A 21700-nucleotide genomic window follows, 5' to 3' on the forward strand; every position below is an offset into this window, starting at 1 on the left:
GGGCTCTTTAACCGGATGGCTAAAGAAGTAAAGTTGTATTAAATGAAATAGGTACCAGCTGTGATTAAACGTTTTGCATCTTATGGCGCACTGGATGCGTTCATAGCAGCCAACACAGTGCTGCTGGTTCAATGCTGGCCTGACGTTAACGGCGAATGGGTCGCTGAGTTCAAGGCCTAATGGAAGAATCCTTTTAAAGAAGCCGGGCGATGAGAGTCACCCGGCTTTTTTCTTTCTATATCCGAGGCTTCTGCTAATCTCAAAGAGAGCGGCTAGGGCTTCCGGCAAAATATTGTCATGTCCCCGGCGTAGGGCAAAAACACTGATTTCGGACAACTGATAGACACCGCCGACATGGAGCATCGACTGATTCTATGGTTGACCATCTGGGGGGTTAGCCTTCTCTATCCTCTTGCGGTGAGGGGATCGGATAGTGTTGAACTGGTTTTGTATAACTGGGCGAATTACATGCCTCCTGAGTTACTGGACGCCTTTCAAAAGGAAACGGGGGTTCAGGTGCGGGAACTTTATTACTCCTCCGATGAAAGCAAGCAAGCGTTGCTGGCGGAAACCCAGGGCGTTGGGCTTGATTTGATTATCAGCGCCGGCGCATCCATGCGGGAGTACGTCATTCCGGAATGGATTGATGCGTTGCAGCCAGAGCTATTGCCTCACCTGTCCAATGTGGACAGTCACTGGATGGAGAAGTTCGGAGAGGTGGAGGGTTTTGGCGTGCCCCTGTTGTGGGGGACGATCGGCATCGCTTATCGAAGCGACAAGCTTCCGCAGCCTCCCTCCAGTTGGCAGGATTTCTTTAAACCTCATCATACCCTGCGACAAAAAATTATGGTGATCGACGATTCCGCTGACGCATTTGGAATGGCGCTGGTGGCGTTGGGATATTCAATGAACTCGACGGACTTGGCTCAAGTTGAGGCGGCCGGCATGTTGTTGGAGCAGCAAAAGCCTTACGTGGCGGGTTACGCTTATCCGCTCATTGATGAGAACTCGGAACTGATCAAAGGTCATATTGTTATGGCCATGATGTACAACGGAGATGCGGTGGGGTTACACGAACTGGACCCAAGAGTGGAGTTTGTGGCGCCGGCGGAAGGCGCCAATTTGTGGGTGGACTACATTGGCGTTGTCAAGAAAAGCCAGCATAAGGAGGAGGCGCATCAATTTATCGACTTTTTATTGCGCCCGGAAAACGCCGCCAAGCTATCTGAGTCTCTACATTACGCCTCCGCGAATAAAGCGGCGGCCTCTAAGTTGTCAAAAGAGCATCTGGAAAATCCTGACATTTACCCGCCGAAAGACGTGATGGATAAGGTGGATACATACAAAGTCATTTCGCCGGAGGTGTTAAAATTGCGCAATCAGATGTTTCGTTCGATAAAGCGTTAGAATGGATACGCCGCCATGCTAAAACTGCAGTTAAGAGCGCGCATCTTTCTATTTACCCTGCCTTTCATTGTCTTGCCGCTGCTTATGTTTGGCAGTCTTTCATATCTTTATATCCGCGAGAACACCATGCGCATACTGGAGCATCAGCTAGATCTCTCTTTGCGTAGCGGGCGTGATGAACTGAATAAGGATTTTAGCTCCGCTCGCGCCAACTTGGAGCTGTTCGTCTCCAATGACATTATTCGCCGCTATCTGAACCTCCCTGATACGGTGCGTTACAAAGTCATGCAGCCAGCGTTGCTTGGGTTATTCGCCGACTACCGTAAAGCCTTTCCCTCATATGTCGATATTGCTTTGCTATTGCCGGACGGCAGCATTGATTCAAGAGATGCCGAGGACCCCAAAGTTCCCTCTAAATACCAGGATTTTATCGAACGTGTGGCGGCTCAGCGTCCGAGCTACGCGGAACAATTGTTTTTCGTGGAAGAGGGCGGATACATCGAGTATGTGCAGGCGCAGCGTATAGATCACCGCAACGAGGCGGTGGAGTATTTGGGGACGACCGACCTGACCAAAGGCTATCTGCTGGTAGTAATGCGGATCGAGGATGTGTTGCAGATGTTGCGTAAAAAGCTGAATAACCCGGAAGGGTACGTAGTGATCAGCGATCCCCAGGGAGAGTCTTATTTTCTAAATGATAAGGAGCTGAAGCTCTGGGCGCCTCTGGTTAAACAGATTATTACCTCGGGTATCGGGCGGTTGAGAGGATTTACTCTGAGGGGGCAGGACTATCTGGGAGGCTTCTACCGCGTAAATGAACAGCTTTTTATTACGGGCATCGTCACAGAGGAGGTGGTGGACCGGATGGTGACGCCAATACTGATTGCATTGGGGTGGTTTATTGTCATCGTAATCATTGTGGCGTTCCTGTTGATTTATTCGAAGCTAAACAAGCTGTTGTTGGAACCGATTAACCGTCTCCAACGTCAGATTGCCGCATTTCGCAGCGGGGCGGAGATCGCCTGGGTGTTCGACAGTAACGATGAGCTCAGCCGCCTCAGCGCGGAATTCGAGGAAATGGCTTCCGCTCAGCGGGGGCAGATTGAACGTGTGAAAGGCCTGTCGAATTTGGATCCGCTGACGGGGTTGCCCAATCGAACCGCTTTTTCCGGCATTTTGGAAAAAGCGGTCAGTTATACCCGTAGGCAGGATCAGGCGCTGGCGGTGCTGTTTATTGATATCGATCACTTCAAGCGTATCAACGAGACATACGGCTCTAAAGTCGGCGATGAGCTGTTTCGGCAGGTGGCCGACCGGATCAGCGCCAGCCTGCGTCTTTCCGATGAGGTGGCGCGCCAGGTCATGACTGAGTTTGGCGATATGGACAGAGTGCTGGTGCGCACCGGCGGCGATGAATTCACTGTGCTGCTGAGGGACATTCGCAAAGCGCATCAAGTCTCTCTGGTCGCTTCTCGCATTCTTGCATCGTTTGATCATCCTTTTACCTTGGATGAACACAGCGTCTCCATGTCGGTCAGTATCGGCATCGCCTTATATCCGGTGGACGGGCAGACTCCTGAGTTGTTATTGAAAAGCGCGGACTTGGCTATGTACGAGGCGAAGCAGGCGGGTGGGGCGTGTTTTCGGTTCTTTACGCACGCCCTTAATACCTCGGCGGAAAAACGTCTGCAGCTGGAGCGAGATATCCAGGACGGGTTGATAGTGAAGGAATTTACCGTATACCTGCAGCCGCGAGTTAATTTGAGAACCGGCATTGCTACGGAATTTGAGGCGGTGGCGCGTTGGAATCATCCCCGTTTGGGTGTTTTGTTGCCGGAGCAGTTTATCTCTGTTGCGGAAGAATCCGGGCATCTCATTGAACTGGGCAAACAGTTGCTGGAGGCCGTGTGCAACGCAATCAAAACTCTACAACAAAATGTCGGAAACGATGTCAAAGTGTCATTTAATCTGGCTCCGCATCACTTAAGGATGAACGAAGTGCTCAGCGAGATCAGTAATTGCCTTGAGCGTTATGGCCTGCCAGGGGAAACGCTGGAGTTGGAGATTACTGAGGACTTATTAAAAGCGGAAAACAAGGATGCGTTGATTCTTCTGAATCGATTGCGTGAGCGAGGGGTGTCTGTGGCGCTGGATGATTTCGGCTCTGGAGATTCTTCACTGTCGGCTTTGCGTCGTGCGCCTATCGATACGCTGAAAGTCTCGCCAAACTTCATGCAGGAATTGTATGTGGATAAAGAAAGCCCGGTTGTCCTGAGGGCGATCTGCGATTTGGCGCGCAGTCTTGAGCTGAAAGTGGTGGTGCAGGGCGTGGAGAGCCGTGCGCAGGTGGAGCAGGCGCTTACTGTCGGCGCCGATCAGGCGCAAGGACACTATCTTTCAGAGGCGGCGCCCGTAGAGGATGTGAGAGTGGATTATCGCATTAAAATTTTTGACCTGCCTACTGGCGAGCGTGGCGGCATAAGAGTTTAGTTCCTTCCCTGACTTACCATCCTAGGGGTGTGTGCAGCCGCCGTCGCCATGTTTATAATGCCCGTTCACATTGCTAGAGCCTTATATCGGGCCCGATTCACTGAGATATAAAACAGGTAACTGCTACCATGACGGTAAGAACCCGTATTGCACCATCTCCCACTGGCGATCCTCACGTAGGAACCGCTTATATTGCGCTTTTTAATCTGTGCTTTGCTCGTCAGCACGGCGGTAAATTCATTCTACGTATCGAAGATACTGACCAGGCCCGCAGCACGACGGAATCGGAACAAGACATTCTTAGCGCTTTGAGATGGTTGGGGCTGGAATGGGATGAGGGGCCGGATGTTGGCGGCCCTCATGCGCCTTATCGTCAAAGTGAAAGAAAAGACAGTTATCGCGCTTATGCTGAAGAATTAGTCGCTAAAGGACGTGCATACTACTGCTTTCGCACGCCGGAAGAGTTGGATGTCATTCGCGAAGAGCGTAAAGCGCAAGGTTTGCCGCCTGGGATTAAAGGCGATCTTGAGCTGCCTGATGATGAAGTGAAGCGTCGTCTGGCTGCCGGCGAACCTCACGTTATCCGGATGAAAGTGCCGGATGAAGGCGTCTGTGTTGTGAAGGATATGCTGCGCGGAGATATTGAAATCGATTGGGGGCAGGTCGACTGCCAGATTCTGTTGAAATCCGATGGCATGCCCACTTACCACCTGGCCAACGTAGTGGATGACCACCTGATGGAAATCACCCACGTTATTCGTGGTGAAGAGTGGATCAACTCAGCGCCCAAACATATGTTGCTGTATCAATATTTTGGTTGGGAAATGCCGACGCTGTGCCATATGCCGTTACTGCGCAACCCGGATAAAACCAAGCTGAGCAAGCGCAAGAATCCAACCAGCATTAATTTCTATGAGCGTTTGGGGGTGATGCCGGAAGCGCTGCTGAATTATCTGGGCCGGATGGGCTGGTCTATGCCTGACGAGAGCGAGAAGTTCACGCTGGACCAAATGATCGAAAACTTTGATATCAAGCGTGTTTCGCTTGGCGGACCGGTTTTTGACATAGTGAAACTGCGTTGGCTGAATGGGCTCTGGATGAGAGAGAATCTGAGCGAAACTCAGTTCCTGGAGCGTCTGGTGCACTGGTCATACAATAATGACTACGCCGCCAAGATGATTCCTCATGTGCAAAGCCGAGCGGAGACATTCTCTGATGTGGCTCCTTTGGCGGCTTTTATGTTCAGCGGTTATTTGCCCATTAAACAGGAAGATTTCGCTGCCTCCAAACTGGAGGAGGAGCAGCTCAAGAAGGTGTTGCAATATTCGCTCTGGCGACTGGAAGCCCAGCGTCACTGGACCAAAGAGAATATCTTCGCTGACCTGAAAGCGCTCAGCAAAGCGATGAGTGTGAAAATGGGCGACTTCATGATGCCGATTTTCGTGTCAATCGCTGGTACGCCAAACTCCTGGTCAGTGGTGGATTCCATGGAAACCCTGGGGCCCGATATGACTCGCGCCAGACTGCGTTTTGCGCTGGAGGTGTTGGGCGGGTTGTCCAAGAAAGGATTGAAGGCGGCGGAAAAAGAGTTCGCTCAGATTTCAGCCGCTATCGACGCGACTGAAAAAAATTAGAATTTTTTCAAAGGTAACGCTTGACTCAATGGGGGGATCTCTCTAACATACGCCTCCGTTGTGACACGGGGCCATAGCTCAGCTGGGAGAGCGCAACGCTGGCAGCGTGAGGTCGACGGTTCGATCCCGTCTGGCTCCACCAAGTTTCTAGTCCCCTTCGTCTAGAGGCCTAGGACACCGCCCTTTCACGGCGGTAACAGGGGTTCGAATCCCCTAGGGGACGCCAAATCGAAAACCCTCATATCGAAAGATATGAGGGTTTTTTTATGCTTTTGAGGTTGAAGTTTTTTTCACCGCCGCCGATAACCTGTTAGTGACTGCAGTTTGTTGGGCGGAGGCTTCATGCAGATCCAATCCTCTTCTATTCAGCTTGCCAACCAGAGTGCTGCACAAGAAAAAACGCTGGAGCGCGAACGTCTATTGTTTGTCTCCTCACAACCTTCGCCGGTAGATGCTTCCGGTTCTTATTTGCTTAGCCAGCGACAGTCTTATTTCAATTATGACGCCAATCAATCTGAAAGCGCTCAGGTGTACTCCAGGGTGCTCTCTGGCGATGGTCAGACAGAGGTGCTGGACAGAAGCTCCACCTTATCGCAAATCGTTCAGGTTGGACTGCAGGGGGAGGAGGCGGTGCGGGTGATCGCAGGAGGGGCGATAGGCGGCATGTCTGTCGCAGGTGAAGCTATTGTTGCATTCAGCCGCTATTCCTTTACCTCTGAGTCGCAAAGCTCTACAACTGTATCCTCGGGTGTGATCAACCTACAAGATGGTACGGAAATCTCGTTCACTTTATACCTCACTCGTGAGCGCGCGACCGTCGTCCAAAGTCAATCTAGCCTTCTGATCAGCGCAAGAGTGATGACCGATCCATTGGTGTTGAATTTTGGGGCGGAGACCGCGACGTTGCGTAATACCTCCTTCAGTTTTGATCTGAATGGAGATGGGCTACAGGAAGATATTGCAGAGTTGGGCGTGGGTAGCGGTTATCTGGTGCTGGATGTGAATGGCGATGGGGAAATCAACAATGGAGGTGAGGTGTTTGGGGCGTATAGCGGCGATGGTCTTGGAGACCTCTCCCGTTATGATGCGGACGGCAACCGTTGGATTGATGAATCTGACCCTGTCTTCTCCAGCTTGCGCGTTTGGGCGGCTTCAGAAAATGGCGATAAGCAACTGTTGTCCTTGAAGGAGGTGGGGGTGGGCGCGATATATTTGGGTTCGACGCCTGACTCGTTTGAATTGGTGGGAGACTATGGGCGGGTGCTGGGTCGTACTAAGGCTACGGGTATTATGCTGATGGAAAGCGGCGAGGTGCGTACTTTGCAGGAAATTGACCTTGCCCATTCTGCGCCGGACAGGATGAGGCCATCTTCTGCTGAGGTTATCGAAGAAGCTAGAGCAGAGCTTAGCTTAGGTGGCGCTCAGGCGTCCTCAGATGGCGCCCAGGGTTCAAGCTTTCTGCTCGGGATGCAGGATGTTCTCGCCAGGCTTAATGAGCTTAGAGAGCGGCAGAAACAATATTTGGAAGCGATGGCCCCAGCTACAGTGAAATTTAAATCACCGCTTGAGCAGCTATTGACGCGAATGGAAGAAGAGCGCCGAAAACTACAGCGGCGCTTACACAAGGACTAAGGGGAAAGTGTGTAAAAACTGGTTAGCGAATGGTTCTGGGGAGAATCTGTGAGGGTTCGCTTTCAATTCCAAGGGTATCTATAGCGGTGACTGCGAAATAATGATCGCCGGTCTCGAGGTTGTCGAAGTAATAGGAGTCGCTGCTAGCTGGAACCTTCACTGATTTCCACTCGTCGTTGTTCGTGGCTTTGTTGTTCCTGGATGCTTTGGAAGGAGTGAAGCTGTGGTAAATCCGGTAGCTTGCTATCTCTGAGGCGGCCAATGGCGTGCCATCTTCACGAGTGGCTGGCGCGTCCCAGAGTACATATACACCGTTGGCGCCTGAGCTTGACTGAGAGCTTCCCTCACCCCCGCCACAACCAGTAACTATAGTTGTCAGAAAGATAGCGCCTGTGAGTGTGAGTAAGGATTTATTACGTACGCAAGCAGACAAAATTGATGCAAATCCAGCAAATAACATGGACTTCACTGTAGGTACCGCCTTATACCAACTCCTAATTTGCGATGGAGTTTAAACCAAGGCTGTGACGGGATTCTGTTTATTTCGGTAACGAATTGTTTCTTAACAAAAAATTACAAGATGCCAGATGCTGTGTGAGGTTGCCAAAACCGCTGCTGCACGTGTGGAGACGGGCTAATTAGACGTGGGTTTAACTCCGAAAGGTTGTAACAAGCCTGTGTATTATTAATATGGCAATGATATTGGCATGTTAATAATCAGGCGCATGGATGCGCCTGCGCGGCGGCGAGCCGCGGGAGACAGGGCCTGACCTGTGCAGGCCCTGTCGTTGCAGACAAATAGAAGGAAGCTATTTGTCTGCCTGATTAATAATGGAATGACGCGGATATCAATACTCGGTAGATAATTATGCGCAACCTGCCGAATGTTGCATGGCGCACCGTTAGCGCTGCTGCTAATCTTCGCTAAAACAAAATGTTATAAAAAATCGCCGGATAGCGACCTGTTATCCGATTGCGTTTCGCCCCTGCGGAGTTCCTTCATGGCTAATAAAGGCGTGTTTAATCTGCTTGGTTCCATTCGTTTTCTGCCGTATTTTTTGACGCAGGCGTTTGGCGCTTTTAACGATAATCTTTTCAAGCAGGGTATCTTGCTTCTGTTTGCATACAAGCTGAGCGAAGAAGAAAGCGCAACGCTGGTAAATGTGGCGGCGGGTTTGTTTATCCTTCCTTTTTTTCTTTTTTCACCTCTGGCGGGACAGCTCGCAGATAAATTTGAGAAGGGAAAACTAATTCGGATCATCAAGCTGGTGGAAATAGCGCTCATGTCGCTGGCCGCCTTTGCTTTTATCACTGAATCCAAGGCGCTGCTGCTGTTTTTGCTGTTTATGATGGGGGTTCAGTCGGCTGCCTTTGGTCCAGTGAAATATTCCATCCTCCCTCAGCATTTGAAGCATGAAGAGTTGCTGGCGGGAAATGCGCTGGTGGAAATGGGAACTTTTTTGGCGATTTTATTCGGCACTATCCTCGCAGGCGTTTTGTTTAGTCATCAGGGCGGCGTAAACTTGATCGCCGGCGGCATTATTGTCTGTGCGATCATAGGGTATGTCGCCAGTCGTTCGATACCGCAGGCGGACTCAGTTAATCCGCAATTGCGTATTAATTGGAACCCGGTAACTGAGACGATGGGCACGGTGCGTGATGTAAAAGACAATCGCGCAGTTTTTCTTTCCGTGATGGCTATCAGCTGGTTCTGGTTTTTGGGGGCGAGTTATCTGACTCAATTCAATATCTTCACCAAAGAATATTTGTTGGGGAACCCGGCCGTCGCCACTGGATTGTTGACATTGTTTTCTATCGGCGTTGCTGCGGGATCGTTGCTGTGCAGTAAATTGTCGGATGGCAAAGTGGAGCTTGGGCTGGTGCCTATCGGCTCGCTGGGACTGACTTTATTTGGAGCGCACCTCTACTTTGCGACCCCCTCTGTCCATGTTGTTGAGTTGCGAACATTTGGTGAATTTCTTGCCGATCCGTCTGGTTATGGCGTGCTGTTGGATTTATTGTGCATCGGGCTGTTTGGCGGCTTTTATATTGTGCCTTTGTATGCGCTGATTCAGGAGCGCTCAGAAGAGAAGAAGCGGGCGCAGGTTATAGCATTGAATAATGTCATGAACGCCATCTTCATGGTGTTTAGTGCGGCCTTCGCCATTGTTTTCTTAACGTTCATCGGGCTCAGCATTCCTGAATACTTTCTGGTTCTTGCGATCATGAACGCCGTCGTCGCCGTGTATATATTCAAGCAAGTGCCGGAATTCGCATTGCGCTTTTGCATATGGCTTTTAGGCCACACGATGTATCGGGTTACGCATCGAGGATTGCATAACATCCCTGAAGAAGGGGCGGTTGTGCTGGTGTGCAATCATGTCAGCTACGTCGACGCGATGCTGATTGGGGGCGCTGTGCGTAGACCTGTACGCTTTGTCATGGATAAAGGCATATATGAAATGCCGGGACTGCATTGGTTCTTTAAGCTTGCGCGCACGATTCCCATTACCTCGGAAAAGAGAGACCCGGATACCTATCATCGCGCTTTCGAGGCGATTAGCGAGGCGTTGGAGAATGGGGAAGTAATTTGCATCTTCCCTGAGGGTCGCCTGACAAAGACTGGCGACATTGATGCGTTCAGGAAGGGGATTGAGCTGATTGTCCAGCGCAATCCAGTGCCTGTGACGCCCATGGCGCTGAGAGGATTGTGGGGCTCGTTCTTTAGCCATAAGGATGGTATGGCGTTGGCTAAACTGCCCCGGCGTTTTTGGTCTAAGGTCGAGTTGGTTGCGGACGCAAGCTGGGAGCCGGAAAAAATCAGATCAGACGCGTTGGAGGAGAAAGTTAAAGCTTTAAGAGGGGAGTGGGCATAACCCGCTCCGCTTTTTCGATATGGGCGCGCTAACGTTCGGCGATAGCGCCTTTTTTTACGCCTTCATATGCTCGCACGGTAAACCAGTTTTGCGGACGCTGTTTTTTCAGGGTCTGAGCAATATGCTCCGCGATCCACTCGACTGTGGAATCAGTGTCAATCATGTACACGCGCTTCTTCGGCATGAGTAGCTCAAAGTCACCTTGCGAGGCGGTATATTTAAAGCGCATGTGCTCAACGCCATTGATGGTTTCTTCTTGAACGACATCTTCCCAGCTACCAATGTAGATATCTTTCCATTTCTTGGCCCACTGGTACTCGGTAAGCTGGCTGCGTTGTCCATCTGCGAATATTTCCAGTTTGGAGCGGTGACCGTGAGCGATGCGTTGGCAGTTACCTGCGTGCTTTTTCAATCCATGAGTGTAGTGGTAGTAAGCGCCTTGGATGTTTTCCTCACGCAAGCGGATTTTCACCTTCTTCACATTGTCCGGCACCACGCTTTGCAGGTGTTTGGTCAATAGAGGCTCCACCGACTCGATATCGATTTCCGTCAGGGGGAGGGCGGCGATGGCGTCTGCGGGGCAGGAGATGTAAAACTGGGCGTCGCCGGGAAAGCCGCAACTGACTTCAATACGCTCTCCCTTTTGCTCAACATTCATGTCCAGCAGATCTTGAGGGACTACCAACTTGTGGTCGATCATATCCTCCGCAGCCTGGCGGAGGATTTTTTTGACGTCGCCGAAATCAAACACCATGCCTTGTTCGTCCAGATCGCCGGAAAGCTCAATATCCATAATCCAGCTTTCTCCAACGATGCCGCGGAGAGGGTGAAGGTAAGAAAAATCAAGAACGGTAAGGTGATCAACAAACAGACGATTCATAAGGGGTGGCTATAAAATGAGCTATGTGTGCGAAATTAATGCTGCGTTATATCGCTTAAGAGCGTGTAAGTCCAGTAATGTTGAGTATTTTCCTGGGGCTTCTCCCGCCACGCCAATCAACGAGTGGGGGCGGGAGGCGACAGGAGAACAATCAGCCGAATATGCCGGAGATGAAGGCGACGCCTGCGGCGAATACGCCAATGCTGATCGACAAAGCGATCATATAAGCTTTATTACTGGCGCTACGCTGCGATTCCGCGTATAGCTCAATAGTACGCTGGGCGATATCTTCCGCAGTTTCGCGGGAAATATCATGAGCCTGTTGGATGGCTTCCGCCTGCAGGGTTTGCCAGAACTCAGTGTCAATGGATTGCACTGTCGTCATGTGGTCTTTCAGCTCGTCCAGTTGCTTCTGAGTGATAGCGGGGGAGGCGCTTGTGGCGGGCGCCGCCGGCGCTGCGTTCTTGAGTTCTTCCTTGATTTCATTCAGCTCTTGGCTGATTTCTCTAGCCAGTTCTGCGGACACTTCTTCTTTGAGTGCGGCGAAGCTGGTGGTAATTTGATTTTCAATGCGGCTATAAAAAGTTTCTATACGCTCATCATGTCTGTTTTGTAGTTCTTCCGACAAGCGCTTGAGGTGAGCGTATTGCTCATCAAACAGGTCACTCAGTAATTCGTGAACGCGTGTATTCAGACTGGTTTTCACCGTAGAACGGGCGACCTGTTCAATCATTTCTATGGGCAGACTGAAAGCTTTTCCGTTTACGGGCAAGGCGTCATGAGGTGATGGCGGCGGCTCTTCTTTCGCTTTAACTTTGGCGACGGTTGCTTCTTCCGCATCATCCACATCATGGTCGCTGAAGGCGAAATCCATGGCGGTCAGATCAATCGGCGCTGAAGTCAGACTGCCTGCTTCGATGTCCCGATTGAGCTGCTCCAGAATGCTGTGCAGGCCATCAGTTTGCGGTGGCTTGGTGAGAATGTTGTAAATGCCGAATCGTTTGGCTGCGTCCTCAAATTCCTTGGACTTTTTCGACGTGCACATAATGATCGGAATGGCGGCGGTGTCCGGATTGGACTTGATCGCCTTGGAGGCTTCCACCCCGTTCATACCCGGCATTAAGTGATCCATAAATATCACGTCAGGCGGTGAGTTCTTGCTCAAATAATCGAGCGCCTCTTCCGCAGAGCCGGCCAGATTTACGTTCATGCTGACGTTCTCAAGTAGCTTGCTGAGCGCAAACCTTGCTACTTTAGAGTCGTCAACGAGTAACGCAGTTTTAATTGTCATGGTGTACCTCAAATACCAATGTCACCGTCACAGCGGGCTAACATAGCTGACTTTGGGTGTTTGTTACCAGCCTTCTAAAGGCGGGCATTGAGTTGCTCTATAACTTTTCAGGCGATAGCAAACGCCGGGGTTACTGCTACGGGCGGTGAATATCTCGCCCTCCGGCGTCGTCAGCGTCGCCAGTCCGTATGGTTTGCCGAATTTAAACGTACCGCTAATTTTACTGCCATTGGGGTTCAGTAATTCCCCCTGTCCATGAAATTTCCCTTCAAAGAACTGTCCGGTGTACTTCTTGCCGTCCGCGTAAATGAGTTCCCCTTTACCCTGGAACTGTCCGTTGGCGAAGCCTCCTTCATAATGAGTTCCGTCAGGATACGTCAGCGAACCGGAGCCGTGATATTTGCTTTCGGAAAAACCGCCAACGTAGAGCATGCCGTTTTTGCCAGTCAACGTGCCTTCGCCGTTCAGTTTTCCATCAACCCAGTATCCTGTATAGATGTCGCCGCTTTTCAGCGTAAGCGCGCCTTCGCCATTGAACTGGTCGTTTCTGAAGTCGCCGACATACAGGTCGCCGTTAGGCTGTTTGAAAGAGCCATGCCCGTGCTTGCGACCTTCATTCCATTCACCGCTGTATTCCGCGCCGTTGGCCATCTTTAGTGAACCTTTGCCATGAAACAGCTTGTTGACGAACTCTCCCTGGTAGCGGGAGCCATCTTTGCCGACATAGGTTCCCTCTCCGGTTACAACGCCGTGTTTCCAGACGCCATCTTTATACTCCACAACCGTTATGGGATTCAGCGTCACGCTGACGGTGCGGGAATCGCCTCGGGCGAGATCGATCTTATTGCGAAAGGTTTTGTAGCCTTCTTTGCTTACTTCTATGTCGTATTCTCCAGCGGGCAATTCTACTTCGACGGCGCTGGCCCCATAGGGCTTTCCATTAATGAGAACATTGTCATTGGCGACATTTGAACGGATAAACAGCTTGCCGGTTTCTGGCGTTGCGGGGGAAGGCGACGGTTGGGTTTCTTTCGCAACAACCTGCTGTGGTAAGGAGAGCGTTTGATCCGCGTCCGCTGAAGCCAGAAGCTCGCCGCTCTCAGGATCTTGCGCTGCGTTAGATTCTTCAAGCGCCTGTTGCTGTTCGGGCGTCAACTGGTCGACGAACAGAATGGCCTCTTCCAGCGACTCCCCCGGCGCGTTTTCGGTAGAACGGAAACTTTCCAGCTGGGCGCTGAGGTCCGCACTGCCGATGGGCGTGCCGTAATCGGTAGTTTTAATATCGCCTGCCCTGCGCTCGGTCGCGGGAGATAAGCTATCCGCCAGCGCCGGTATGTTGATATCTTGCCTATGGGCGAAGCCGGCGGTCACCAGCAGCATCAGGACAAGCGCATTGATAAATAAAAGTGGTCTCAGATCGACCATTATTACTACCTTGCCTATCAACCCATGAATAAATTGTAATTCATCTTAGCCCTTAATCCGGCTGATTGTAACCAAATAGGTCACGGCTTCTATTAAATGCATATAGTGTCACATTGCTGTTGGTATTGGCTCACGCTAAATGTCTGTCCTTGTTAAGTTTTGTTGCGAGTTTGCAACTCCTCCCAGGCGCGCATATGGACATCCGCCTCATATTCATAGGGGCTTTTGAAGGGCGTAAGTATGAAGTCAAAAACTGCGAAGGTGAAGCCAATTGAAAACCAGGCGATGAATAAAGTTTCAATCGTCGCCGCCTGACTCTGTGGATTGGCTTCAACGAATGACTGCAGACTGGGAAGGATGTCCTGAACCATCGCCACCGGGTTGAACCGGGACAGCACCAGGGGCACCCAGAATGCGATGAATATAGGAAAGAACGTAAAGGACCACAGAAAACGCCGCAGTAAATAGATGAGCGCTGATTTTATATAGCGGATGCGCAGTTCCGGGATTTTCTTGATTTCATTGAGATAGCGCTTGCGTTCCACCCAATAGGCTTCAATCTCTACTGGAGCTGGAGCTGGAGCTGGAGCTGGAGCTGGAGCTGGAGCTGGAGCTGGAGCTGGAGCTGGAGCTGGAGACTCGCCCGGCGGCGTTTCGTTGTTGTTTTCGCTTGTCATAGAGTCTGGTCTTTGCCTTTGGGTTCTGACATATTCGTATAAAAAGCTACATCCGATCTGCCGATGTCAGCGTTTTAGCATGTATAGAATAAAGTCTGAAATAGTGGATGTAACTACATGACAGATCAAGTAAATCGCCCCAAGGGCGTCACCAGTGTCGCTCTTATCGCTCACGATAACAAAAAAGCCGACCTGATCGCCTGGGTGGAAAAAAATAGCGTTAAACTGAACAAATGTACAGTCTACGCGACGGGCACGACTGGAAAATTGATTGCTGAAAAAACGGGAGTGGACGTTAAGCGCTGCCATAGCGGCCCACTGGGCGGAGACCAGCAGATAGGCGCTTTGATCTCAGAGGGAAAAGTTGATTTGCTGATATTTTTCTGGGATCCGCTGGAGCCGATGCCGCATGACCCGGATATCAAGGCGCTGTTGCGTCTGGCCACATTATGGAATGTGCCTAGCGCCTGCAATTCGGCGACCGCTGATTTTCTGGTCAACTCGAACTTATTTGAAGAATTCCTGCCGCAACGTCCTGATTTCGACTCTTATCTCAGCCGGGATGTCCCTGGTAATTGATGGCCTGCAATAGGCATGCGCAATCGAGGAGATAGAAAGATATGTCTAGCGCGGCATTCGGTAAATATCTGTTCTCTCTGTTACACTTGTTTCAATTGTTGCTCTCTGGAGAAGTGGTTTTGAACTTGTCCGACCGTCTTCAGCAGGGCAGCGCAAGGACCTAAAACTAACTCGACACTCGTAAAAGATTGGCTGGAAATAAATGTCTGACTCGTTGTCTTTGGATATCGCCCATCCCACATTTGAATGCATTAGCCGACGCAAAATAGATGCGTTGAAAATTGAGCTTCAGGAATTCCGGCATCTGAAAACCGGAGCCAGGCACTTTCACTTGAGTTCCGAGCAAAAAGAAAACGTATTTCTGGTTGCGTTACGCACGGTGCCGACGGATTCCACTGGCGTCGCCCATATTCTTGAGCATACGACGCTGTGCGGCAGCAAGAATTTCCCCGTGCGCGATCCGTTTTTCATGATGACGCGGCGTTCATTAAATACCTTTATGAATGCTTTCACCAGCAGCGACTGGACGGCTTACCCTTTCGCCAGTCAAAATCGCAAAGACTATTTTAATCTGCTGGATGTCTATTTGGATTCCGTGTTTTTCGCGAATCTGAATGAGCTGGATTTTGCGCAAGAAGGACACCGTTTTGAATTCGAGGAAGCGGAAAACCCTGAGTCCGATTTGGTCTATAAAGGCGTTGTCTACAATGAGATGAAAGGCGCTATGAGTTCGCCGATGTCGCAATTGTGGGGGGCGGTCACCAAATATCTGTACCCGACATCCACTTATCATTACAACAGTGGCGGCGAGCCTGACCACATCCCTGACCTGACTCACGAACAACTGCTGCAGTTTTATCGTAAGCATTATCATCCCAGTAATGCGGTGTTCATGACCTTTGGCGACCTGCCGGCGAATGAGCTGCAGAAAGTGTTTGAAGACAAGGCGTTGAAGCAGTTTGAACGTTCTGACGATATTCCCGTCATCAGTGATGAAAAACGGTACTTCTCGCCGATTCGCGTGCAAGAAGCCTATCCGCTGGCGGCGGAAGAAGAGTCCGCCTCCAAGTCTCACATCGTCATGGGTTGGTTGCTGACGCCGAGCAGCGATCTTGAGCGCAACCTGGAAGCTCACCTGCTATCTAATGTTCTATTGGAAAACAGCGCTTCGCCGCTGATGCAAGCGTTGGAGACTACAGATTTGGGCCATTCGCCCTCTGGCCTTTGCGGCTTGGAAGACTCCTATAAAGAAATGGCGTTTGTGTGCGGAATAGAAGGCTCTGAGCCTGAGCGCGCGGCGGCGTTTGAGTCTTTGGTCGTGGGCGTGCTGGAAAAAGTGGCGACGGAAGGCGTGCCTCTGGAAAAACTGGAAGCAGTGCTGCACCAGTTGGAACTGAGCCAGCGTGAAATTTCCGGAGACTCGTACCCTTACGGCCTGCAATTGATTCTGGCGGCCATGTCCCCTGCGCTGCAAGGCGTGGACCCTGCGGAATTACTGGATATTGATCCGGTGTTGGTGAAACTGCGGGAGCGCATCAAGAACCCGGAATACATTAAAACTCTGGTGAAAGAGCTACTGCTGGATAACCCTCATCGCATTACCCTGACATTAGCCCCGGATGCGCAATTGGAAGCTCAGCGGGAAAAGTATATCTACGCTAAATTACAGGCGGTTAAGAGCCGTTTGTCGGATGAAGAGAAGCAGAAAATCGTCGCACAGGCGCAAGCGTTGAACGAGCGTCAGAATCAAAAAGACCCGGAAGATATTCTTCCTAAGGTGGGCCTGGACGACGTTCCTCTGGATATTGCGATTCCCGAACCGGTCAAGGCTCAAGGCGCTTTGCCGTTGACGGCCTATGCTCAAGGGACTAACGGTTTAATCTATCATCAGGCTATTTTGCCATTGCCGGATCTGAGTGATGAGGAGTTGTCGCTGTTGCCGCTGTTGACCTTCTGTCTGGCGGAAGTCGGCGCTGGCGAGCGCTCCTATCTGGAAATGCAGGAGCGTCAGTCCGCCTACACTGGCGGCGTTTCCTGCTATTGGGAAATACGCGGCGAAGTGGCGGATGAACAGAAGTGTAAAGGTTTTCTGGTTGTTTCCGGCAAGGCGTTGCAACGCAATCAGGCCGAGCTGATTGGTTTGATGAAGGAGTTCTTGTATCAGCCCCGCTTTGATGAACTTGATCGTATTAAAGAGTTGGTGGCCTTGTTGGCTTCAAGACGGGAGCAGGGCGTCACCAGCAATGGTCACGGTATGGCGATGATGGCGGCGGCCAGCCGCTTGAGTCCTGCAGGGGCGATAGGTCATCGTACGGGCGGCCTGGCTGGTATTCAATGGATCAAAGCATTGGATAAGTCATTTGCAGATAAAGCCAAACTGCAAGCGTTCGCCGACAGCTTGAAGCAATTGCACCAGAAACTTATCGCCAATCCGGCGCAATTCCTGAGCGTTGCGGAGCCGGCTAACCTGGATGTGTTCAATCAGACCGTATTTGCAGAGTGGGGGGATGTGGCCAATGATTCCCAGGTAAGCCTGCTTAACCTGCCTTCCACGCGAGAGCATTGTCAGGTGGGGTGGATCACCAATAGCCAGGTAAGTTTCTGCGCCAAAGTCTACGCTACCGTTCCCAGCGATCATGCGGACGCCGCTGCCTTGACCGTATTAGGCCACTACCTGCGCAACGGCTTCCTGCACCGGGCGATTCGTGAGCAGGGCGGCGCTTATGGCGCGGGGGCGGGGCAGGACAACGCCAACTCCGTATTCCGTTTCTACTCCTACCGTGATCCTCGGATAGAAGGAACGTTGAGCGACTTTGACGAATCTGTTTCCTGGTTGCTGAATCGGGAGCATGACCCGGCGGAACTGGAGCAGGCAGTATTGGGCGTAGTCAGCAATATTGATAAACCACGCTCCCCGGCGGGTGAGGCGAAGTCGGCTTTCCATAGCGAGTTGTTCGGTCGTACTGCAGAGCAGCGGAAGCAGTTCCGTCGTCGCGTCCTTGGTGTGACGATGGACGATTTGGAGAGGGTGGCCAAAACCTATCTGCTGAACAAAGAAGCCAGCGTGGCGGTTGTAAGTGGAGAGAACGCCAAAGACACGTTCAACAAACTGAACCTGACCGTTCACAAGATATAAGGCGCTTCACGCGTACCGAAGATGTCTTAAAAAGCCCCGGCGATGCAGATCGCCGGGGCTTTTTTTTGTCAGCGAATGTGGCGTTCGATGCCGGTCATCATCATGATGCGAGTGGATATTTCTTCAACGGAATAGTCTGTGGAGTTGAGATAAGGAATGCGCTCACGGCGGTACATCAGCTCCACTTCCTCTACTTCATAGTTACACTGCTTGATCGAAGCGTATTTGGAATTGGGCTTGCGCTCATTACGAATGACGGCGAGACGCTCTGGATCTATGGTCAGGCCGAATATCTTTTCGCGATAGCTGCGCAGGGATTCCGGCAGGCGCTGATCCAAGATATCGTCTTCGGTTAAGGGAAAGTTGGCGGCCTTGATGCCGTATTGCAGCGCCAAGTAAATGCAGGTTGGGGTTTTGCCGCTACGGGAGACGCCGACCAATATAATATCCGCCTCATTGTAGTAGCGAACCCGCGCGCCATCGTCATTCTCCAGCGCATAGTTCATGGCGTCGATGCGGCGGTTGTAGGAAGAGTTACTCACTATTGAGTGAGATTTCCCAACGGTATAAGTGGACTTTGATCCCAGCTCCTGTTCCAGGGGCTCCAGAAAAGTGCCGAAGATATCAATCATATATCCCTGGCTTTTGCGTATCTCCGCACGGATTTCACTGTTGACGATAGTGTCGAATATGACGGGCTTATTGCCGTCTATTTCTGAGGCTTTATCTATGCGGGCGACGGCTTTGCGGGCTTTCTCCAGAGAGTCGATGTATGGCAGGGTGATTTTTTCAAATTCTATGAATTCAAACTGCGCCAGCAGACTCTGTCCCAAGGCTTCGGCGGTAATGCCTGTGCCGTCGGATATAAAAAATGCGGTTCTTTTCATGAAGTTTTAACCTGCTCAAAGCATATAAAAGGCGGAAGTAATAATTAGTTATGATTTAAATGTATCTGTACGCTTCCTTTGTTGCGAGTCCCGCCGCCAACAAGACTGGCTTGGAATGCTGTATTTGAAAGACTTGATCGTAATCGCCTAATTGCTAATTGTCTTCCTGTATTGTTGGGTGCAGAGCCCAGTATACAGATGCTAGACTACGCCGGATAAGTCGCTTATAAAGTGAATCACAAATAAGATTAGGCATAAACATCATAGGGATGGCTGCTACTTGTAGTTATCTCGGTAAACGGTTACAACTGTGTGGCGCCGCTGAGCTATGATTTGCGACATGCTTCGTAGTTTGACGCCAAACGCTATGATTTGACTAGGGAGAAGCACCTTGGAAGATTACATCATTTGGTTTGAAAGCCTTGGTATGGGCGATATCGACAAAGTGGGGGGAAAGAACGCCTCACTTGGCGAGATGATCAGTAACTTGGCTCACGCCGGAGTTACCGTTCCGTTGGGGTTCGCCACTACCGCTCACGCTTATCGTGAGTTCCTCCAGACTGAGGGATTGGATAAGCGTATTCATGATGAGCTGGCCAAGTTGGATGTGAACGATGTGGTAGCGTTAGCGGAAACCGGTTCCCGTATTCGCCAGTGGATCACAGACACTCCTTTCCCCAGGCAGTTGGATGAAGCGATCGCCTCTGGCGTCGCCAAACTGCAAGAAGGCAATCAGAATATGGCGGTGGCGGTTCGTTCCTCCGCCACTGCAGAAGACCTGCCGGACGCCTCTTTCGCAGGCCAGCAGGAAACATTCCTGAATATCGTCGGCGTCGACAACATCAGACACGCAGTGAAAGAAGTTTTTGCGTCTTTGTTTAATGATCGCGCTATTTCCTATCGCGCACACCATGGTTTTGAACACAGTCACGTGGCTCTGTCCGCAGGTATTCAGCGTATGGTGCGCAGTGAATCTGCATCCAGCGGGGTTATGTTCACCCTGGATACAGAGTCAGGCTTTAAAGATGTTGTATTCATCACGGCATCATATGGCTTGGGTGAAACTGTGGTGCAAGGCGCTGTTAACCCGGATGAATTCTATGTTCATAAGCCTACATTTGAAGCCGGTCGTCCAGCTGTATTGCGTCGCAATCTGGGCAGCAAAGCTATCAAGATGGTGTACGGCGATCACGGCTCCGCGGGCAAATCCGTGCAGACCGTAAATGTCGATCAGGAAGACCGCGGCAAGTTTTCTCTGACCGACGCGGAAATTTACGAGCTGACCCGTCAGGCCTTGGTTATCGAAAAGCATTATGACCGCCCGATGGATATCGAGTGGGCGAAAGACGGCGATGACGGCAAGCTGTACATCGTACAGGCGCGTCCGGAAACCGTTAAGAGCCGCGCTTCCGCTGTTATGGAGCGCTACCTGCTAAAAGAGAAGGGTAAAGTGCTGTGTGAAGGGCGTAGCATCGGCCAGAAAATCGGTAGCGGCCCTGTTCGCGTTATCACCAATATTTCTGAGATGGATAAGGTTAAGGACGGCGACGTGTTGGTCACCGATATGACCGACCCGGATTGGGAACCCGTAATGAAGCGTGCGTCCGCCATCGTGACCGATCGCGGCGGCCGTACCTGCCATGCGGCGATTATTGCTCGTGAGCTGGGTATCCCTGCGGTGGTCGGTTGCGGAGACGCCACCGAACTGTTGCAGGATGGCGTCAATGTGACGGTCTCCTGCGCCGAAGGCGATACCGGTATGATCTATGAAGGTTTGCTGGACTTCGAGCTGCAGAAAAACAGCGTTGAATCCATGCCCAAACTGCCGTTCAAAATCATGATGAACGTTGGTAACCCGGATCGCGCTTTTGACTTCCAGGCGCTGCCTAACGAAGGCGTGGGTCTGGCGCGTTTGGAGTTCATCATCAACCGTATGATCGGTGTGCACCCCAAAGCGTTACTGAATTTCGACACCTTGCCTCGCGATGTTAAGCAGGTCGTGGAGAAGCGCATTTCCGGCTATTCGTCTCCCGTCGACTTCTACATCGAAAAACTGGTCGAAGGTATCTCCACGCTGGCGGCGGCGTTTTACCCGCAGCGCGTCATCGTGCGTCTGTCTGACTTCAAGTCCAACGAATACGCTAATCTGATTGGCGGCACTATCTATGAACCGGAAGAAGAAAACCCCATGTTGGGCTTCCGTGGCGCCTCCCGTTACATTTCGGACTCTTTCCGCGACTGTTTTGAGCTGGAGTGTCGCGCGCTGAAGAAAGTGCGCAATGAAATGGGCTTCACTAACGTGGAGATCATGGTTCCGTTTGTGCGGACTGTGGGAGAGGCCAAACAGGTGGTAGAGCTGCTTGAACAAAATGAACTGCGTCGCGGCGACAACGGTCTGCGTCTGGTTATGATGTGTGAGCTGCCCGCCAACGCGCTATTGGCCGAACAGTTTCTGGAATACTTCGATGGTTTCTCCATCGGTTCCAATGACCTGACTCAGCTGACGTTAGGGTTGGATCGCGATTCCGGTATTGTGGCGCATCTGTTCGATGAGCGTAACGATGCGGTATTGCGTCTGCTGTCTATGGCTATTCAGGCCTGTAAAAACGCTGGCAAATACATTGGCATCTGCGGACAAGGTCCATCCGATCATCCTGATTTCGCCAAGTGGCTGATGGATCAGGGCATCGATAGCGTCTCGTTGAATCCTGACTCTGTGCTTGATACCTGGTTCTTCCTGGCGGAAAAGCACGCGTAACCACAGCGTTGGATATGTTTGCAAAGCC

13 protein-coding genes and 2 tRNA genes are annotated in these 21700 nt (G+C 51.2%); 10 read left to right on the top strand and 5 right to left on the bottom strand.

Annotated elements, in window-relative coordinates:
• Positions 1 to 468: 468 nt before the first annotated feature.
• The 7 genes from HCH_RS09570 (at position 469) to HCH_RS09605 (ending at position 10039) form a co-directional block, all read left to right on the top strand.
• Positions 469 to 1407 (top strand): polyamine ABC transporter substrate-binding protein, encoded by a 939-nt coding sequence (locus HCH_RS09570; RefSeq protein WP_158304945.1) that lies wholly within the window; start codon positions 469 to 471, stop codon positions 1405 to 1407.
• 15 nt (positions 1408 to 1422) lie between these two features.
• Complete coding sequence (locus HCH_RS09575; protein WP_011396010.1) at positions 1423 to 3897, top strand: bifunctional diguanylate cyclase/phosphodiesterase; 2475 nt, start codon at positions 1423 to 1425, stop codon at positions 3895 to 3897.
• Positions 3898 to 4025: 128 nt separating this feature from the next.
• Positions 4026 to 5531 (top strand): glutamate--tRNA ligase, encoded by a 1506-nt coding sequence (gltX, locus tag HCH_RS09580; RefSeq protein WP_011396011.1) that lies wholly within the window; start codon positions 4026 to 4028, stop codon positions 5529 to 5531.
• A gap of 67 nt (positions 5532 to 5598) precedes the next feature.
• Positions 5599 to 5673 (top strand) — tRNA-Ala (locus HCH_RS09585).
• An 8-nt stretch (positions 5674 to 5681) separates the two neighbouring features.
• A tRNA-Glu gene (locus HCH_RS09590) sits at positions 5682 to 5757 on the top strand.
• Between the two features lie 116 nt (positions 5758 to 5873).
• Positions 5874 to 7163 carry a hypothetical protein gene (locus HCH_RS32230; RefSeq protein WP_011396013.1) on the top strand — a complete coding sequence of 430 codons (1290 nt, stop codon included), beginning with the start codon at positions 5874 to 5876 and terminating at the stop codon, positions 7161 to 7163.
• A 1001-nt stretch (positions 7164 to 8164) separates the two neighbouring features.
• Positions 8165 to 10039 (top strand): MFS transporter, encoded by a 1875-nt coding sequence (locus tag HCH_RS09605; RefSeq protein WP_011396014.1) that lies wholly within the window; start codon positions 8165 to 8167, stop codon positions 10037 to 10039.
• 28 nt (positions 10040 to 10067) lie between these two features.
• Here the strand turns inward: HCH_RS09605 and HCH_RS09610 are convergent, their stop codons facing one another.
• The 4 genes from HCH_RS09610 to HCH_RS09625 form a co-directional block, all read right to left on the bottom strand.
• Positions 10068 to 10919 (bottom strand): 6-carboxytetrahydropterin synthase, encoded by an 852-nt coding sequence (locus HCH_RS09610; protein WP_041598552.1) that lies wholly within the window; start codon positions 10917 to 10919, stop codon positions 10068 to 10070.
• A gap of 151 nt (positions 10920 to 11070) precedes the next feature.
• Positions 11071 to 12210 (bottom strand): response regulator, encoded by a 1140-nt coding sequence (locus tag HCH_RS09615; RefSeq protein WP_011396016.1) that lies wholly within the window; start codon positions 12208 to 12210, stop codon positions 11071 to 11073.
• Positions 12211 to 12273: 63 nt separating this feature from the next.
• A complete protein-coding gene (locus HCH_RS09620; RefSeq protein WP_011396017.1) occupies positions 12274 to 13635 on the bottom strand; it encodes a PEGA domain-containing protein in 1362 nt (453 codons plus the stop codon).
• Between the two features lie 152 nt (positions 13636 to 13787).
• Positions 13788 to 14312: a hypothetical protein gene (locus HCH_RS09625; protein WP_011396019.1), complete on the bottom strand. Its 525-nt coding sequence runs from the start codon at positions 14310 to 14312 to the stop codon at positions 13788 to 13790.
• Positions 14313 to 14429: 117 nt separating this feature from the next.
• Between HCH_RS09625 and HCH_RS09630 the strand changes: the two genes are divergently transcribed.
• Both HCH_RS09630 and HCH_RS09635 read left to right on the top strand, forming a co-directional pair.
• Positions 14430 to 14891, top strand: coding sequence for a methylglyoxal synthase (locus tag HCH_RS09630; protein ID WP_011396020.1), 462 nt, complete (start codon positions 14430 to 14432; stop codon positions 14889 to 14891).
• Positions 14892 to 15093: 202 nt separating this feature from the next.
• Positions 15094 to 18027, top strand: a complete 2934-nt coding sequence (locus HCH_RS09635) for an insulinase family protein (protein WP_011396021.1) — start codon at positions 15094 to 15096, stop codon at positions 18025 to 18027.
• Between the two features lie 68 nt (positions 18028 to 18095).
• On the opposite strand, the gene ppsR is transcribed toward HCH_RS09635, so the two are convergent.
• A complete protein-coding gene (gene ppsR, locus HCH_RS09640; RefSeq protein WP_011396022.1) occupies positions 18096 to 18914 on the bottom strand; it encodes a posphoenolpyruvate synthetase regulatory kinase/phosphorylase PpsR in 819 nt (272 codons plus the stop codon).
• A 427-nt stretch (positions 18915 to 19341) separates the two neighbouring features.
• Here ppsR and ppsA point away from each other — a divergent pair, with 427 nt between their 5' ends.
• Positions 19342 to 21672, top strand: a complete 2331-nt coding sequence (ppsA, locus tag HCH_RS09645; protein WP_420794874.1) for a phosphoenolpyruvate synthase — start codon at positions 19342 to 19344, stop codon at positions 21670 to 21672.
• Positions 21673 to 21700: the final 28 nt, after the last annotated feature.

It is taken from the genome of Hahella chejuensis KCTC 2396, assembly GCF_000012985.1.
GTDB lineage: Bacteria > Pseudomonadota > Gammaproteobacteria > Pseudomonadales > Oleiphilaceae > Hahella > Hahella chejuensis.

What these genes read in the sequence shown, in the direction of transcription:
- gltX (WP_011396011.1), top strand. Translation starts at nt 4,026, where the DNA reads ATGACGGTAAGAACCCGTATTGCACCATCTCCCACTGGCGATCCTCAC.
- HCH_RS09570 (WP_158304945.1), top strand. Translation starts at nt 469, where the DNA reads ATGCCTCCTGAGTTACTGGACGCCTTTCAAAAGGAAACGGGGGTTCAG.
- HCH_RS09630 (WP_011396020.1), top strand. Translation starts at nt 14,430, where the DNA reads ATGACAGATCAAGTAAATCGCCCCAAGGGCGTCACCAGTGTCGCTCTT.
- HCH_RS32230 (WP_011396013.1), top strand. Translation starts at nt 5,874, where the DNA reads ATGCAGATCCAATCCTCTTCTATTCAGCTTGCCAACCAGAGTGCTGCA.
- HCH_RS09635 (WP_011396021.1), top strand. Translation starts at nt 15,094, where the DNA reads ATGTCTGACTCGTTGTCTTTGGATATCGCCCATCCCACATTTGAATGC.
- HCH_RS09620 (WP_011396017.1), bottom strand. Translation starts at nt 13,635, where the DNA reads ATGGTCGATCTGAGACCACTTTTATTTATCAATGCGCTTGTCCTGATG.
- HCH_RS09605 (WP_011396014.1), top strand. Translation starts at nt 8,165, where the DNA reads ATGGCTAATAAAGGCGTGTTTAATCTGCTTGGTTCCATTCGTTTTCTG.
- HCH_RS09575 (WP_011396010.1), top strand. Translation starts at nt 1,423, where the DNA reads ATGCTAAAACTGCAGTTAAGAGCGCGCATCTTTCTATTTACCCTGCCT.
- HCH_RS09625 (WP_011396019.1), bottom strand. Translation starts at nt 14,312, where the DNA reads ATGACAAGCGAAAACAACAACGAAACGCCGCCGGGCGAGTCTCCAGCT.
- HCH_RS09610 (WP_041598552.1), bottom strand. Translation starts at nt 10,919, where the DNA reads ATGAATCGTCTGTTTGTTGATCACCTTACCGTTCTTGATTTTTCTTAC.
- HCH_RS09615 (WP_011396016.1), bottom strand. Translation starts at nt 12,210, where the DNA reads ATGACAATTAAAACTGCGTTACTCGTTGACGACTCTAAAGTAGCAAGG.
- ppsA (WP_420794874.1), top strand. Translation starts at nt 19,342, where the DNA reads ATGGGCGATATCGACAAAGTGGGGGGAAAGAACGCCTCACTTGGCGAG.
- ppsR (WP_011396022.1), bottom strand. Translation starts at nt 18,914, where the DNA reads ATGAAAAGAACCGCATTTTTTATATCCGACGGCACAGGCATTACCGCC.